Origin of the sequence: Flagellimonas flava (genome assembly GCF_900129665.1) — a bacterium.
Taxonomy (GTDB): Bacteria; Bacteroidota; Bacteroidia; order Flavobacteriales; family Flavobacteriaceae; genus Flagellimonas; species Flagellimonas flava.
Genome location: NZ_FQWL01000003.1, coordinates 131,892 through 147,475, shown reverse-complemented (window position 1 = coordinate 147,475; position 15,584 = coordinate 131,892). Strand labels below are relative to the sequence as shown.

Annotated in this window: 13 protein-coding genes; 9 read left to right on the top strand and 4 right to left on the bottom strand. The window is 42.6% G+C overall.

The window, feature by feature from the left end; genetic code table 11:
- Window positions 1-2 precede the first annotated feature (2 nt).
- The 3 genes from BUC10_RS10265 to BUC10_RS10255 are packed head-to-tail and all read left to right on the top strand — an operon-like array spanning window position 3 to window position 2,521.
- Window positions 3-713: a sulfite exporter TauE/SafE family protein gene (locus BUC10_RS10265; RefSeq protein ID WP_073179210.1), complete on the top strand. Its 711-nt coding sequence runs from the start codon at window positions 3-5 to the stop codon at window positions 711-713.
- Between the two features lie 12 nt (window positions 714-725).
- Window positions 726-1,997: an acetyl-CoA hydrolase/transferase family protein gene (locus BUC10_RS10260; protein WP_073179208.1), complete on the top strand. Its 1,272-nt coding sequence runs from the start codon at window positions 726-728 to the stop codon at window positions 1,995-1,997.
- A gap of 8 nt (window positions 1,998-2,005) precedes the next feature.
- Window positions 2,006-2,521: a ClbS/DfsB family four-helix bundle protein gene (locus BUC10_RS10255; RefSeq protein ID WP_073179205.1), complete on the top strand. Its 516-nt coding sequence runs from the start codon at window positions 2,006-2,008 to the stop codon at window positions 2,519-2,521.
- Between the two features lie 41 nt (window positions 2,522-2,562).
- Here the strand turns inward: BUC10_RS10255 and BUC10_RS10250 are convergent, their stop codons facing one another.
- Together BUC10_RS10250 and hemN are read right to left on the bottom strand one after the other, a co-directional pair.
- Window positions 2,563-3,384: a universal stress protein gene (locus BUC10_RS10250; protein WP_073179203.1), complete on the bottom strand. Its 822-nt coding sequence runs from the start codon at window positions 3,382-3,384 to the stop codon at window positions 2,563-2,565.
- 19 nt (window positions 3,385-3,403) lie between these two features.
- Complete coding sequence (hemN, locus tag BUC10_RS10245; RefSeq protein WP_073179201.1) at window positions 3,404-4,762, bottom strand: oxygen-independent coproporphyrinogen III oxidase; 1,359 nt, start codon at window positions 4,760-4,762, stop codon at window positions 3,404-3,406.
- 159 nt (window positions 4,763-4,921) lie between these two features.
- Here hemN and BUC10_RS10240 point away from each other — a divergent pair, with 159 nt between their 5' ends.
- Both BUC10_RS10240 and BUC10_RS10235 read left to right on the top strand, forming a co-directional pair.
- Window positions 4,922-6,769, top strand: coding sequence for a glutamate-cysteine ligase family protein (locus BUC10_RS10240; protein WP_073179198.1), 1,848 nt, complete (start codon window positions 4,922-4,924; stop codon window positions 6,767-6,769).
- Between the two features lie 2 nt (window positions 6,770-6,771).
- Window positions 6,772-7,968, top strand: coding sequence for a succinylglutamate desuccinylase/aspartoacylase family protein (locus BUC10_RS10235; RefSeq protein ID WP_073179196.1), 1,197 nt, complete (start codon window positions 6,772-6,774; stop codon window positions 7,966-7,968).
- Between the two features lie 52 nt (window positions 7,969-8,020).
- On the opposite strand, the gene BUC10_RS10230 is transcribed toward BUC10_RS10235, so the two are convergent.
- Window positions 8,021-8,749, bottom strand: a complete 729-nt coding sequence (locus BUC10_RS10230) for an energy transducer TonB (protein ID WP_073179193.1) — start codon at window positions 8,747-8,749, stop codon at window positions 8,021-8,023.
- Window positions 8,750-8,855: 106 nt separating this feature from the next.
- Window positions 8,856-9,554: a DUF2490 domain-containing protein gene (locus BUC10_RS10225; RefSeq protein WP_073179191.1), complete on the bottom strand. Its 699-nt coding sequence runs from the start codon at window positions 9,552-9,554 to the stop codon at window positions 8,856-8,858.
- Window positions 9,555-9,809: 255 nt separating this feature from the next.
- Here BUC10_RS10225 and BUC10_RS10220 point away from each other — a divergent pair, with 255 nt between their 5' ends.
- The 4 genes from BUC10_RS10220 to BUC10_RS10205 are packed head-to-tail and all read left to right on the top strand — an operon-like array spanning window position 9,810 to window position 15,433.
- Window positions 9,810-10,598, top strand: coding sequence for a universal stress protein (locus BUC10_RS10220; RefSeq protein ID WP_073179188.1), 789 nt, complete (start codon window positions 9,810-9,812; stop codon window positions 10,596-10,598).
- Between the two features lie 19 nt (window positions 10,599-10,617).
- Window positions 10,618-12,453: an SLC13 family permease gene (locus BUC10_RS10215; RefSeq protein WP_073179186.1), complete on the top strand. Its 1,836-nt coding sequence runs from the start codon at window positions 10,618-10,620 to the stop codon at window positions 12,451-12,453.
- 17 nt (window positions 12,454-12,470) lie between these two features.
- The gene (gene pckA, locus BUC10_RS10210) at window positions 12,471-14,099 is read left to right on the top strand and encodes a phosphoenolpyruvate carboxykinase (ATP) (RefSeq protein ID WP_073180073.1); all 1,629 of its coding nucleotides are present in this window, start codon (window positions 12,471-12,473) and stop codon (window positions 14,097-14,099) included.
- 11 nt (window positions 14,100-14,110) lie between these two features.
- Window positions 14,111-15,433 (top strand): ATP-dependent 6-phosphofructokinase, encoded by a 1,323-nt coding sequence (locus BUC10_RS10205; RefSeq protein ID WP_073179183.1) that lies wholly within the window; start codon window positions 14,111-14,113, stop codon window positions 15,431-15,433.
- Window positions 15,434-15,584 lie beyond the last annotated feature (151 nt).

Here is a 15,584-nt window from a genome sequence, read left to right as displayed (position 1 = left end):
CTATGTTGGCATCTGCTTTGGCATTGGGATTTTTGGGAAGCCTGCACTGCTTGGGCATGTGTGGCCCCATTGCTTTTATGTTGCCACTGGACCACGATAACATAGCAAAAAAAACGTCTCAGGTCTTCATCTATCATTTTGGCAGAATGTTGGCCTATGGTAGCATTGGAATCGTATTCGGTTTTTTGGGAAAGGGACTTTCTCTTTTCGGGATGCAGCAAAAACTATCCATTGCTATGGGAGTGCTTATGATAATCCTTGTTCTGATTCCCTCCAAAACCTTTAATGCTAATATCATTTCCAAACCCGTGTATAGATGGTTGGGAAAACTAAAATCAAAATTAGGGGCAGAACTGAAGAAAAAAACTCCCGATACTTTTTTAACGATTGGATTTCTTAACGGATTCTTGCCCTGCGGGTTGGTCTATATGGCTTTGATAGGGGCATTGGCTGTGGGGAATCCATGGCAAGGAGGGTTGTATATGATCCTTTTCGGAATGGGAACGATTCCCTTAATGACAGCTACGGTATTTTCCCGTAACTTGATAGGAAATGCAATCAAGTCAAGAATCAGAAAATTGATCCCAGTTTTTGTGATCCTGATTGGAGCTTTGTTCATTATTCGTGGCATGGGATTGGGAATTCCATATGTGTCACCGAAGCAAGTACAGACTCCCATGGCATCATCAACCATTGAATGCCATCAACCTTAAAAATTAAAAATTGTGAAAATAACATCGGCAGAAGAGGCGGTTGGAATTGTAAAATCTGGAGACCGTGTTTTTATCCAAGGTGCGGCAATGACCCCAAATGAACTGATCGAGGCCCTTTGTGAACGTCATAAGGAATTGGACCAAGTTGAAATTGTTTCCATCCATACAGAGGGAAATGCACCCTACACCGAGAAACCATATTCAGAGTCCTTTACTCTTAATTCGTGTTTTGTAGGCGGGAATGTCCGCAAAAGTGTGAACACACCAGATGCAGGATATATCCCCATTTTTCTTAGTGAGATACCATGGTTGTTCAAACGAAATATTTTGCCCTTGGATGTGGCCATCGTACAGGTGTCCAGTCCAGATAAACATGGATATTGCTCTTTGGGCGTTTCGGTGGACGTTGCACTACCAGCAGTTCGGACAGCCAAAAAGATTATAGCTCAGATCAACCCCCATGTACCCAGAACCCACGGTACCGGAATTGTCCATGTGGATGAGATCGAATTCGCAACGGAGGTGGATAGGCCCATTCACGAACATAGTCCTGGTGTCATTTCTGATATTGAACATGAGATAGGGGTCAATGTGGCTTCCTTGATCGAGGATGGAGCAACACTACAGATGGGTATTGGGAATATCCCCAATGCGGTGCTTGACAATCTGGGAAATCACCAAAGACTGGGTATTCATACTGAAATGTTTTCCGATGGTGTTTTACCACTGATTGAACAAGGTGTGATTACCGGTGAAGACAAAATTGTAAAAAAAGGCAAGATTGTGAGCTGTTTTGCGGTGGGCTCGAGAAAGCTATATGATTTCATTGATGACAACCCTATATGCGATTTTAGGGATTCCGGATATACCAATGATACGGCTAGAATACGAAGGAACCCAAAGGTGACGGCAATCAATAGCGCCATAGAAATAGACCTTACCGGCCAGGTATGTGCGGATACCATAGGAAGTTACCAGTTTTCTGGTGTGGGCGGTCAAATGGATTTCATCCGTGGTGCCTCACTCTCAGAAGGGGGCAAGCCCATTTTTGCCATGTCATCGGTTACCAAAAAAGGAGTTTCCAAGATAGTCCCATTTTTAAAAGAGGGAGCCGGAGTTACCACAACAAGGGCCCACGTGCATTACGTAGCCACTGAGTTTGGTGTGGTAAATCTATATGGAAAGAATCTGCAACAACGGGCGAAGGCATTAACTTCCATTGCCCATCCCGAGCATCGGGAAGTTTTGGAAAAAGCATCCTACGAGAGATTTAACGGAAGATAAATCGTACTATGCCCAGACCCAAGACCAAAACCGAGCTTCTTTCCCAAAGCACAGAAAATTTGGACAAGCTAAATGGACTTATCAATTCTTTGTCCTTGGAAGAACAGCTCCGTGATTTTGAAACTCCAACCATGAACCGAAATATAAGGGATGTACTTGCGCATCTGCATCATTGGCACCTTATGTTTTTGGGTTGGTATACCGAAGGAATGGATGGGGGACGTCCTGCAATACCTGCAAAAGGCTACAATTGGAGAACATTGCCTGATCTCAATCGGGAGATTTGGAAAAAATACCAAGACCATAGTCTTGAATCCATTAGGAAAGCATTTTCGAATTCCCATGCTGAGGTGACAAACCTGGTTCAGCATCATTCCCAAGAAGAATTGTTTGAAAGGAAAAGGTATGCATGGACGGGAAACAATGCCATGGCCGCCTATATCATTGGAGTGCTGTCCAGTCACTATGTTTGGGCCTTAAAACTTATCAAGAAAGGTAAAAAGCAAAAAAAAGGGGGAAACTAAAATCTCCCCCTTTCTCCGTAAAACCCAATCTAAATTGCCAATCAGATTTTAAAAGTTACAACCGCCGTGTTGGAATGATTGGCAATGTTTTCGCCTATGCTTCCCATAAAGAAGTGCGATAGGCCCTTTCGTCCATGGGTGGGAATACCAATAAGGTCCGCAGCAATTGATTCGCTATAGTTTAGAACACCTTTTTCAACAGTATAGTCGTTATAGATTTCCACTTCCAGACCCAATTTTGCAAGATTTAGGAATTTGGAAACCCGGTTATAAATATCCTCCGTGCTTAAGAATTCATCCCCTGGGGTGTTGATGTACACTAAGTGCAATTTAGATTCAAATGCTTTAGCCAAGTTAATTGCTTTTACAAGTGCAGGAATATTTTCATCCTTAAAATCACAGGCAAAAACAAAACGTTCTGGTTTAAACTTTTTAATATCGCCTTTAATGACCAAAACGGGAACTTCGGAGGTACGAACCACTCTTTCGGTGTTGGAACCGATAAAAATCTCTTGAAGACCATCAGTTCCATGTGAGCCCATAACAATGAGGTCGGCCTCATGCTTTTCAGCAACTTCGCTCACCTCATTGAACACTTTGTAATGCTTGATTATGGGAATTATTTTTATGCCCTTCAGATAGGGCTTGTCCAAAAAGTCATTAAATCGTTTCTCTCCAATTTTTATAAGGTGCACAACCTGTTCTTGGGATACATAGCCAGACTCGGACATGATAGCAGGTGAAAGCTCTAGCATATGAAGAACCAACAATTCTGAGTCGTGCTTCTTGGCTATGGTGGCGGCCACCTTGAGAGCCTTTTCGGACTGCTCTGAAAAATCTACGGGTACAATTATACTTTTCATAGGATTCGGGTTTTAAAGGTTAAACTGTCATTGAAAACAATCGGGTTTCTGGTTTTTTTCGATGTAACTTCAAATCGAAGGCCATACTGATGTTTCGTATAAACGGCCTTCCCTTTTCGGTTACCCTGATTTGGTTGGGGTCAATAACGACCAATTCATCCGCTTCCAGTTCCGATAGGTTTTCTATTATTTTTTGATAATCTGCAATTCCGGTTTCCCCATACCCCCATTGTGTCTCAAACCGGCACATCAAATTCAATATGTGTTTTCGAATGGTTTCATCTTCTTCGTTAAGGATGTGTCCCCTGAAAATTGGAATGATCCCATGATCAACAAGATTTTGGTATTCCTCAATGCTTTTTACGTTTTGGGCAAATCCGTACCAGCTGTCGCTTATGCTCGAAACCCCCAAACCTATCATCAATTGGGTTTTGGAAGGGGTATATCCCATAAAGTTTCGGTGCAGGGTTCCGGTTTCCAAGGCTTGGTATAATGTATCGGTTGTTAGGGCAAAATGATCCATGCCCACATCTTTATAGCCGTACTCGGTAAGCAGCTTTTTCCCCAACTCGTATTGCTGTTTTTTTATTTCAGATCTGGGAAGATCGGAATCTTTATAGCCCCGTTGCCCGTTTCCTTTCATCCAAGGTACATGGGCATAACTATAGAATGCGATTCGGTCCGGGCGAAGTTCGTTCGTTTTTACAACGGTTTCCTGTACATTTTTCAAAGTCTGGAAAGGGAGTCCGTAAATGATATCATGCCCCACAGAAGTATAGCCTATTTCCCTTGCCCATTGGGTAACCTTTTTTACATTTTCAAAGGGCTGTATTCTATTAATGGCCTTTTGGACGGTCAGATTGTAATCTTGCACACCCAGGCAGACTCTTCTAAACCCCACATCAAAAAGAGCCTGCAGGTGTGCTTTGGTTGTGTTATTTGGATGTCCTTCAAAACTGAATTCACTTTCTTCAGATTTCTTTCCCCATCGCAACAAACCAGTTATGAGCATTTTCAAGTGTTCTGGAGAGAAGAAAGTAGGTGTTCCGCCCCCAAGGTGGAGTTCCTTAATAAGGGGTTTTGAGCCCAAAATATCACAGTATAGTTTCCATTCCTTTAGAACAGTCTTGATGTACGGAAGCTCCAACTCATGTCGTTTGGTAATGCGTTTATGGCAACCACAAAAGGTGCACATACTTTCGCAAAATGGCAGGTGGATGTACAAACTTATCCCGTCGCTTGCAGATTCCTTATAGGCTCTAAGAACACTACTTTTCCATTTTTTTCCGGAGAAATGATCTTGATCCCAATACGGGACGGTAGGATAGCTGGTGTAGCGCGGTCCGGGGACATTATATTTTTGAACTAAGTGACACATGGGGGTTTAGATTTATAAGTCAAAATTACCCTTGGACACTGGCAAAAAACATGATAATTGTCAGTAAGGGGTCAAAACCAAACTGACAACAATCATATTTTAACAAAAGCCCCCTTTGTAGTTTTATTCCATCTGAATACAAAGTGAAGTTCTTTAAATATGGGCGAACATATTTCCGTAAGCAAATTTGATCATATTGAACGCAAGGCCTTCGTGCAGCATCTTTTAGATGACATAAAAGCACTGGAGCATCTGTTGTCACAAAACCTAATTGAGGATGATATAGTTCGCATTGGGGCCGAGCAGGAAATGTGTCTGTTGGATTCCTCGTATCGTCCTTCAGGAGCATCCATGACCTTATTGGAAAATCTTAACGATTCCCATTTTACCACGGAGTTGGCCAGTTACAACATGGAAGCTAATTTGGACCCTTTTGAGCTTAAGGAAAACTGTTTTTCAGAGGTTGAGGAACAGTTGACAAGATTATTGGAAAAGGCGGAAAGTGAAGCTGGAAAACTTGGATTGAAAATTGTTTTGGCAGGAATTTTACCTACCATAAGCAAGAGTGAACTGGGAATTGATTTTATGACGCCCATCCCAAGGTACCATAAGCTTAATGAGGTGCTAAAACAGTATCGCGGGGACCATTTCTCCTTAAAGATACGGGGCGTGGACGAACTTACCCTTAGACATGATTCCGTACTTTTTGAAGCCTGTAATACCAGCTTTCAACTACACCTTCAGATTCCCCCTGAAGACTTTATATCCAGTTACAATTGGGCTCAGGCCATAGCCGGTCCGGTGCTTGGTGTATGTGCCAATTCTCCATTACTTATGGGACGGGAACTTTGGAAAGAAACCCGTATTGCCTTGTTTCAGCAGAGCTTGGACACACGTAAATGGTCTTACGCACTTAAGGAACAGGTTGCTAGGGTAGGGTTTGGAAACCACTGGCAAAAGGAATCAGTGGCCGAAATATTCAAAGAGGATATCTCTACGCACCGAATTGTGCTGACCAAGCCCATTGCCAAAAACTCCTTGGAGGTTCTGGAGCATGGTGCCATTCCCAAACTGGAAGCTTTGAACCTCTACAATGGAACGGTTTACCGTTGGAATAGACCGTGTTATGGCATAGGTGGCGGGAAGCCACATCTGCGTATTGAAAATCGGTATATCCCATCTGGCCCCTCAGTGATAGATCAAATGGCAAACTTTGCTTTTTGGGTCGGACTGATGGTGGGCAGACCGGTTCAGTTTGATGATATGGACAGTGTGATGGACTTTAAGGAGGCCAAACACAATTTTGTAAAATCGGCCATAACAGGTCGGCAAACCGTACTCTCTTGGATGGGCAAGACCCTCACACTAAAAAAACTTATTCTGGAAGAATTCCTTCCCATTGCCCATCATGGTTTGACCAAGTATGGGGTAAGCGCCGAGGATTGTGACCGTTTGCTCGGAATCATAGAACAACGGGTCAAAAAGGGAACTGGTGCCGAATGGCAGGTTAAAAACTTTAGGAACCTTAGAAAGCATATGAAAATGGATACGGTTTTGGTGAAATTGACCGAATCCATGTACAAGAATCAACAATCACGGTCACCGGTTCATGAATGGCCCTTGATTACCACCAAATCCAAGAAGAAGGAACCTTATAAATGGGTGGATCAAATCATGTCCACCAGACTTTATAAACTATATGAAAACGACTACGTAAACCTAGCGCTTTCCATTATGGCTTGGAATAACATCCATCATATTCCGGTTGAAAATAACAAGGGTGAGTTGGCAGGACTTCTTACATGGAGTCATCTTTCCGCTCTTGAAACGGATTTGGTTGAAAATAACTCCCGCGTTTCCGATATTATGATCAAAAAAGTGGTAACAGTGCAGCCTAGAACCACAATTGCCACCGCCAAAAAATTAATGGCAGATTATCAAATAGGCTGCCTTCCGGTCTGTGTAGGTTCACATCTGGTTGGTATTGTAAGCAAAGTGGATTTATAATTATGGCAAAAGTCTTTAGTTCCGCCTTGGGGGAGTCCACAAATATTGATCGTGTAATAGGACATTTATCTGGAAATTGTCCGGGTCCCACAGTGGTTTTTTTTGCTGGAATTCATGGTAATGAGCCAGCAGGGGTTTTTGCCCTTAAGCATGTGCTGAATGAACTTCGGGTGAGACAGACACCAATTTATGGCCAGATATACGCTATTGCTGGAAATTTAAAAGCGCTTCAGGCTAACGTTCGCTTCTTGGAGAAAGACCTTAATCGGATTTGGACGGTTCAGGAAATCAATCAAATTGCAAATAGTGCTGAAAACCTTGGGTCTGATGAAAAGGAACTTTGGGAGCTATACCAACTACTCCTTGAAATATTAAGCCAAGAAAAAGCGCCTTATTACTTTATTGACCTGCATACCACCTCTAGCGAAACCGCTCCCTTTGTTGTGCTGAACGATAGTATGTTAAATCGGAAGTTTGCCTCTAACTATCCCTTGCCCATCATACTTGGAATTGAGGAATACCTTGTTGGGGCCTTACTAAGTTATATCAATGAGCTTGGGTATGTTTCCCTTGGTTATGAAAGCGGACAGCATGATGATATTTCCTCCATAAGAAATTCTATTGATTTTATCTTCTATACCTTAAACATTTCAGGTGCTGTCCAGCTTAGTACTCCTGTGCGAAATGTATTGGAACAACAGATTTTGAGTTCTGATCGTAGGACCAATACTTTCTATGAGATTTACTATCAACATAAGATAACCAAGGGCAATCGGTTTAAGATGTTGCCCGGCTTCAGAAACTTTCAGATTATCCCCAAGGGGAGGGATATCGCTGAAGAGAATAACAAGCCATTGGTGACCAGTAAAAAACGACAGATTTTTATGCCGTTGTACCAAGAGTTGGGAAGTGAGGGCTTTTATTTTATCCGGACAATTCCAAGGGTTTTGCTCTGGATTTCCAAGGGACTTCGATGGTTTAGGGTAGATGGTCTGTTGGTGTACCTTCCTGGTATCCAATGGGCATCATTAAAGAAGGATGTACTTCTTGTAGACCAGCGCATAGCCAGGTTTATGGCCAAATCCTTTTTTCATTTGCTAGGTTATCGTGCTCGAAGATTGGACAAGACCCATTTGGTTGTGAAAAACAGGGAAGCTGCCTCACGGAATTGGGAGTACAAAGATTCAAAATGGTACTAAAAAAAGGCTCCCAAACATTATGTCTGGGAGCCAGAGAACAAGTTAAATAAAACTACCGCTTCATTACAAAGCTGATAGGAATGGCGTAGGTCACTTTAACCGCTTTACCACGTTGTATCCCAGGTTGAACCTTGGGAAGTGTTGAGATTATTCGTACGGCTTCTTTTTCCAACAATCGATCCGGGCCTCTTTTTTGAATATTGGTCACCCTACCTTGAGAGTCGATCACAAACTGAACAAATACTTTTCCAGTGATATTCATTTCCAAGGCTGCTGTTGGATATTTAAAGGTGTTTTTTACATGCTCCTGAACCTTTTGGTTAAAGCACTCCTTGCGCTCTTCTTCAGATGTCAAATCTTCACATCCTGGAAAGACAGGTACATGTTCAATAATGGCAAAAGGAACAATTTCTTCCTCCTCTTCCTCCTCGACCATCACATCATCAATTTTCACGATGGCATCCTCAATAAAGGCATCTTGGTTACTTTCTGTACTTTCTATTATAGTTTCCTCAATATCCTCAACATCGTCCACAATTTCTATAACATCTGGTGCGGAAGGAGGGGGTGGTGGAGGTGTGGTCTGCACAATTTCGGTAACGGGAACGTCCTCTTTTAAATCGTCCATAACGTGGACAACATCCGAAACGTGGGTTTCTTTCTCGTAGGTCTTGACCTCAAATGATTGCCAGGTAACAAATAAAACAGAAGTCAAACCTATCATAAAATATAGGCTGCTATTACGGCCTATGTCAGCGTTAGGGTTCTTTTTGGGTTTCATGACTTTTCTTATTTAACTGAAATAAAAGTAGAGTCAATGAATGTCAAATAACATGATATAAGTCAGTTTCATTGAAATATTCCCAATTTTAACGCCTAAAATTTGGTTAATTATCAATTTGTGCCACTTCTGTAGTAGTAAAATCAAGGTCAAAGTAAAGGCCCATTCTAACGGCACCGTATCCCGAAGTCCTGAAATGATTCTTTAAAAAACCAAGGTCTATTTTAATGGACTCGGAAAGTGTCCGCCCAACTCCAATAAAAAAACGATTTTGGTTGAAGGCATGTCCCCTCGTATTCAAGAAAATCTCGTTACAAACTTTAAAGTATAGATTGCCATGTAAGGGAGTCTTGTACTGAAGCCTATAGCGAACCCTATGGTTAAATTCGGTGTTATTGTCATTACGGATCCACCGATGTTCCAATCGCCACCGATGTGAAAAAGCATGTCGTTTTCGATTCGAGAACACGGAAAATTCCTCATACACCCAAAATTGTGAGGTCACGGATATAGCATCCCTATCTGTGAACGAGTTGGTATTGAGGAATGCAATTCCCGGGGTGAAAACGGTTGAAGGGCTTGTCCTGTACGAAATGCCTGTTCGAATAAAGGAGAAGTCGTAAGTGTCAAATACATCCCGGTGCTTTAAGATCCCAGCCAAGGGAATGCTCCAGTCGTCTCCAATTTTCCCCACACCTGAAAATTCCAACCAAGATCCCGAACGATTCTCGTCAAAGGTCTGCCCAATTGAAATGTGGATAAAGAACAAAAAAAGAGGAAGTGTCAGGCGTTTCACATACACCATTTCCAAGTGTTTTTGGAATTACGACACAAAGTTTGGCATTTACCATATAGTGTAATATGACACATATCATGTTAGGCTGGATTCCTTAAAGTTTTGACATTTAAAATGGAGATGCCAGATATGTAAAATCATAAAATTTGTTACGAAAAGGTTATCGTTCCATGTGAAAAATCCAAACCTGATATCTGTCATATTTTAGGTGGTGGTCCAGTTCTACTTTTGAGTTGAAGATTTTAATCAAGTAAACTTTTAGGTATGGGTATCAAGAATATTTTAGTTCCGTTCGATTTTACAGAGGCATCCCTAAATGCCCTGGAATATGCAGTTAATTTTGTTGGCCCTTCAAGGGATATTCAAATTCAAACATTGTACGTGGCCGCTATGCCCACTTCCGAATCCGAAGAAAAAGTATTGAAAACGGATTTTGACAAGGTATTGGGTTCCTTTAAATGGAAAACAAAGCATAAGCCAAGTTTTGCCACCGTTACCGGTGAGGTCATCTCCAGTATTCTTGAAAAGCAGAATGAAGTCGACAGCGACATTATTTTGATGGGAACCATGGGGGATAAGGTTACGGATGAAGCCATTACCAATACCTCCCGATTGGTACTGGAGGCTAATTGCCCGGTCATTTCTGTTCCTTATGGATGCCCCATAAAAGAGCCAAAGGATATTGCTTTGGTCATGGGTGGAGAGGAGATCGATGATAAGAAAGTGTTGAAGACCCTTTTGGATGTGGCACGGACCTTCAATTCGAGAGTACATGTGCTTACCATATATAAGGAATCGGTTTATGCCGAAGACTCTGTTGTGGATAGTACTGAAAATCTCCTGGAATACTACCTAGAGCATTTTTATGTGGAACATGCCTTTAGCAAGAACCAAGATGTAGAGGAAGGTATTTTGGAGTATATCACCAAAAAGAACATAGATCTTTTGGCAATTTTACCAAGAAACCACACTCGATTGAGTTCCCCATCTGAGGGACGATTGACCAAACTGTTAACGCTGCACTCCGAGATTCCTTTGTTGACCTTGGACTGATGCACCCAACACAACAGTTATGCTAACGCTTTTGGTAATACTTGGTATTACAATTCTATTATTTGTTTGGGGAAAGTTCCCGCCGGATGTGGTGGCCCTGATGTCTATGTTGTCGTTATACCTGACCGGTATTTTGGAGTTGAATGAAACTTTGATTGGTTTCAGTAATTCTACGGTGATTATGATTGCCGCCCTTTTCATTATTGGTGAAGGACTTTCTAGAACAGGATGGACAGCCGTGGCAGGTCAACGCTTTGTAAAATGGGCCAAAAGCAGTGTTCCAAAACTATTGGTAATCGTAACATTGGGTTCCAGTCTACTGTCCGGTTTTGTAAGTAATACAGGCACGGTGGCCGCCTTGCTCCCGGTTACAGTTACAGCCGCATGGAATGCGGGAACACTACCCTCCAAGCTGTTGATGCCCGTGGCATTTGGATCTAATACGGGTGGATTGCTGACCTTGACCGGTACGCCTCCCAATATTATTGCCAGTAATGCGCTCGTGGAAAACGGTTTTGAAGGCTTTTCCTTTTTTGAGTTCAGCTTGATAGGATTACCGCTGTTGTTTATTTCCATTTTGTATTTCCGATATGTGGGATATAGGCTTTTGCCAAAGCACCGAACCAAAAATAAACCCATGGCCTTGGACGAGGAGATGCATAAATGGATTGAGAATTACAGTATAGGGGATAACCTGTATCGTTTACGCATTCGTTCAATGTCTCCCTTGATCAACACCAAAGTTGGGGACTGGAATTTTGAAGAAGAGCACAATGTTTCCCTGATGCGTTTAAAACGGAGACATCCCCATCCTTTGCAGGGAATTCATCAATTTGTAGAATTACCCGACCCTCGGACAGAGATGAGGTACCACGACATCATAACGGTAAAGGGAGAAGCCGGAGATGTTGACAAATTGGTATTGAAACTTAGTTTGGGGGTCATTCCCTGGAAACCGGAAAAGGATCTTCTCAAGAAGGAACTGATCAACCAAGAGGTGGGTATGGCCGAAATGATCATAACCCCCAAATCAGTCTTTGTGGGCAAAACTCTTCCACTTGGGCATTACCTAAAACAAGCCGGAGTACAGTTGTTGGCTGCCTCTAGAAACAGTAGGCCGCTTACTGGAAAAATTAAGATTGTAGCTGGGGATGCCTTCATTATTAGGGGGCAGTGGGAGAACATTGAAGCTCTGACATCCATGTATGAAAACTTGGTAATCTCCGGTAGTCCAGAGGCCCTGTCCAAAAATGTGGATGAGTTGACCCCCAGAAGTTATATAGCCCTAGGGACTTTGGTCTTAATGGTACTGCTTTTGGTATTTAAAATTGTCCCAGGGGCAATTGCTGCTCTGGCCTGCGCCGGTATCATGATGCTTACCGGTTGTGTTCCCATAAGCAAGGCTTACAAGGGTATAAGCTGGACCAGTGTGGTAATGATTGCCGCTATGATACCAATGGGGTTGGCACTGCAAAAAACCGGTGTGGCCCAAATGGCGGCCAATAGCTTGGTGGAAGCTTTGGGAAGTATACATCCAACGGCTTTATTGGCGGGGATTTTTCTGCTTACCACAACCTTTAGCCAAACTATAAACAACTCGGCCACCGCGGTCTTAATGGCACCAATAGCCATCATGGCCTCGACAACCTTGGGGGTATCACCCAAACCCTATATGATCGCAGTGGCCATTAGCGCATCAACAGCATTTTTAACACCGGTAGGGACTACCACCAATGCCATGGTGATGTCCTCCGGCGGATACAGATTCATGGATTATATAAAAGTGGGAGGGCCTTTATTGCTCCTGTTTTTTATTGCAACACTCGTATTGGTTCCTATGATATGGAGCTTTTAACCTTAAAACAGAAAATTATGGACGAAGTAATTGAAAAAACCAAAGACCTTAGTAAATATGGTTTGGAGAATGTAACTGCGCATTGGAATCTATGCGCAGAAACTTTACAGAAAATTACCCTTGAAAAAGGGATGGGAGTGGAAAGTGGGAATGGAACACTAAGTATCAATACCGGAAAATTTACGGGGAGGTCTCCAAAAGATCGTTTTTTGGTAAAGGATGACTATACCAGGGATAGAATTTGGTGGGGTAGGATCAATAAGCCCATTTCTCCTGAAAATTTTGATAAGCTTTATAACGAAGTGGCTAACTATCTTTCCGGTAAGGAAATCTATGTTAGGGATGCCGCGGTATGTGCGGACCCAAAATATCGTACCAATGTGCGTACGATTACAGAATATCCCTGGTCCAATTACTTTATCAAGAATATGTTCCTAAGACTTCCTGAGGAAGAATTGGAAAATTTTGATGAAGATTGGTTAGTGGTATGTGCTCCGGGGTATGAATGTCCAAACCCAACAGAATTTGGAATCATTGCAGGTAACTTCTCCATTCTAAATTATACCAGAAAAATTGCCCTTGTTGGTGGTTCCGAATATCCTGGGGAGATGAAAAAGGGTGTCTTTACGGCCTTGAATTTGATTCTTCCGGTGGATAGAAACGTATTGCCAATGCACTGTTCTGCCAATGTTGGTAAAGATGGGGATACGGCTATCTATTTTGGACTCTCAGGAACCGGAAAGACCACACTTTCTGCAGACCCGGATAGAAAACTGATCGGGGATGATGAACATGGTTGGACAGCTGATAATACCATCTTCAATTTTGAAGGAGGATGCTATGCAAAGGTTATCGACCTAACAGAGGAGAAAGAACCGGATATTTATAGGGCAATCCGCCCAGGAGCCCTGTTGGAGAATGTGGTCTTCAAAGAAGGAACCAAAGAGGTAGACTATTTTGATAGTTCCATCACGCAAAACACGCGGGTTAGCTATCCTATTGATCATATTGACAATATTCAAATTCCCTCTTACGCATCCAATCCTAAAAATATCTTTTTCTTAACCTGTGATGCTTTTGGGGTCTTGCCTCCAGTATCCAAATTGACCCCTGGTCAGGCCGCCTATCATTTTATTTCAGGCTACACGGCCAAGGTCGCTGGTACAGAGGCGGGAATCAATGAACCTGTTCCCTCGTTTTCGGCATGTTTTGGTGAGCCTTTTATGCCCTTGCATCCAGCTTCTTATGCTGAAATGTTGAGCAAAAAGATGACCGAGGCGGGCGTGAACGTATGGCTGATCAATACCGGATGGAGCGGTGGCCCCTATGGTGTGGGTTCCAGAATCAAGTTAAAATACACAAGAGCCATGATTTCCGCTATCTTAGAGGGGAAATTGGATGAGGTGGATTACGATGCACATCCTATCTTTGGTTTACATATGCCAAAATATTGTCCAGGCGTTCCAACGGAAATATTGGATCCTATGAACACTTGGTTGCAAAAAGGTGCTTATGTAAGCAAGGCCATTCAGTTGGCCCATTCGTTCCATATTAACTTTGACAAGTTTGCTAGTCAAGCTTCCGAGGAAATATTGGCAGGTGGACCACTGATTGATTCGCACCATAGTTTGGACGAACATTTTTAATAATACATAAGTTGGACAACACCCATAGTTTCCATATTGAAGATCTTGGCAAACCCAAGTTTAAATCTCCCCTGCAGTTGAGTACTGTCAGGGGAGATAACATATTTAATTTTGTCAGCGAATCGGACAAGTTGGTCTTTGATATTTCATTGGATCAATATAACAAATGCCTATCCGATGGGGAGGAACCGCAATGTTTGGAAAAAGCAGGTCCGCGGCAAAACATCTTTTTTGACCCGAAAGAGGCTACAGCAGCCATTGTAACCTGCGGTGGACTATGTCCGGGAATCAACAATGTGATACGGGGTGTGGTCATGGGATTGCATTACTTCTATGGGATAAAAAGAATAATTGGAATTCCATACGGCTATGAGGGTCTTAATCCTGAAATTGGACATGGTTTTGTAGAACTGACGCCAGATAAGGTGAAAGACATCCACCAGTTTGGGGGCACTTTCTTAGGATCCTCAAGAGGAGGTCAGGATGTTGGGGTTATGGTGGACACTTTGGAGGCAAACGGAGTGAATATGTTGTTTGCCATAGGAGGGGACGGAACCTTGAAAGGTGTAAACGCCATCGGTGAGGAAATTGAAAAACGTGGGGCCAAAATCAGTGTTGTTGGTATTCCAAAGACCATTGATAATGACATTGACCTTATAGATGAGTCTTTTGGTTTTGAAACTGCCTTTGATGTGGCCAGTCCAATTATACGTGATGCCCATAACGAAGCTGCAGGTGCTTATAATGGCATCTCCATCGTAAAATTGATGGGTAGGGATAGCGGCTTCATTGCGGCTTCCGCTGCCTTGGCCATGCCGGTCGTGAATTTTGTCCTTATCCCGGAGATGGACTTTCAGTTGGAAGGTGAGCTCGGTTTTCTTGGTGTTTTACAAAAGCGATTGAAACGGAAAAAACATGCAGTAATAGTTGTGGCCGAAGGCGCAGGGCAACAACTTTTTCAGGGTCAAGAGCGGATTAAAGATGCCTCGGGAAACATAAAACATGCAGATATTGGTCTTTTCCTAAAGGAAAAAATAGGCTCTTATTTCAAAGATGCGAACATTCCGGTGACCATCAAGTATATTGATCCCAGTTATATCGTACGAAGTGCGCCGGCCAATTCCCGTGACAGTGTATATTGCAGCCGATTGGCCTATCATGCCGTACATGGTGCCATGGCGGGCAAGACCAAGTTTGTTGCCTGTAAGGTCAACAACAAATTTGTCTATATCCCTATTTCTGAGGTGACCAAAAAGCGCAAGAAAATCAATCTTGAAAGTGAGTTTTGGTTTTCGGTTTTGCAAAGTACCGGCCAGCCTTTTCTTTTGAAATGACTTCATTCACGATCAAATTTTTCCATTAAAGAGGTAACAGCCATCAGTTTAAAAGTCCCTTGACTTGATGGGTTTTTTGTTTAGAAGCATCCCAAACCTGACAATTGTCATTTTATTCCGTAACCGCTAGAAGTAGTTTTATATAGAACTT

Bases quoted from the DNA above. Each gene is read 5' to 3' on its own strand.
- BUC10_RS10265 (WP_073179210.1), top strand. From the start codon at position 3: ATGTTGGCATCTGCTTTGGCATTGGGATTTTTGGGAAGCCTGCACTGC.
- BUC10_RS10255 (WP_073179205.1), top strand. From the start codon at position 2,006: ATGCCCAGACCCAAGACCAAAACCGAGCTTCTTTCCCAAAGCACAGAA.
- BUC10_RS10250 (WP_073179203.1), bottom strand. From the start codon at position 3,384: ATGAAAAGTATAATTGTACCCGTAGATTTTTCAGAGCAGTCCGAAAAG.
- hemN (WP_073179201.1), bottom strand. From the start codon at position 4,762: ATGTGTCACTTAGTTCAAAAATATAATGTCCCCGGACCGCGCTACACC.
- BUC10_RS10240 (WP_073179198.1), top strand. From the start codon at position 4,922: ATGGGCGAACATATTTCCGTAAGCAAATTTGATCATATTGAACGCAAG.
- BUC10_RS10235 (WP_073179196.1), top strand. From the start codon at position 6,772: ATGGCAAAAGTCTTTAGTTCCGCCTTGGGGGAGTCCACAAATATTGAT.
- BUC10_RS10230 (WP_073179193.1), bottom strand. From the start codon at position 8,749: ATGAAACCCAAAAAGAACCCTAACGCTGACATAGGCCGTAATAGCAGC.
- BUC10_RS10225 (WP_073179191.1), bottom strand. From the start codon at position 9,554: ATGGTGTATGTGAAACGCCTGACACTTCCTCTTTTTTTGTTCTTTATC.
- BUC10_RS10220 (WP_073179188.1), top strand. From the start codon at position 9,810: ATGGGTATCAAGAATATTTTAGTTCCGTTCGATTTTACAGAGGCATCC.
- BUC10_RS10215 (WP_073179186.1), top strand. From the start codon at position 10,618: ATGCTAACGCTTTTGGTAATACTTGGTATTACAATTCTATTATTTGTT.
- pckA (WP_073180073.1), top strand. From the start codon at position 12,471: ATGGACGAAGTAATTGAAAAAACCAAAGACCTTAGTAAATATGGTTTG.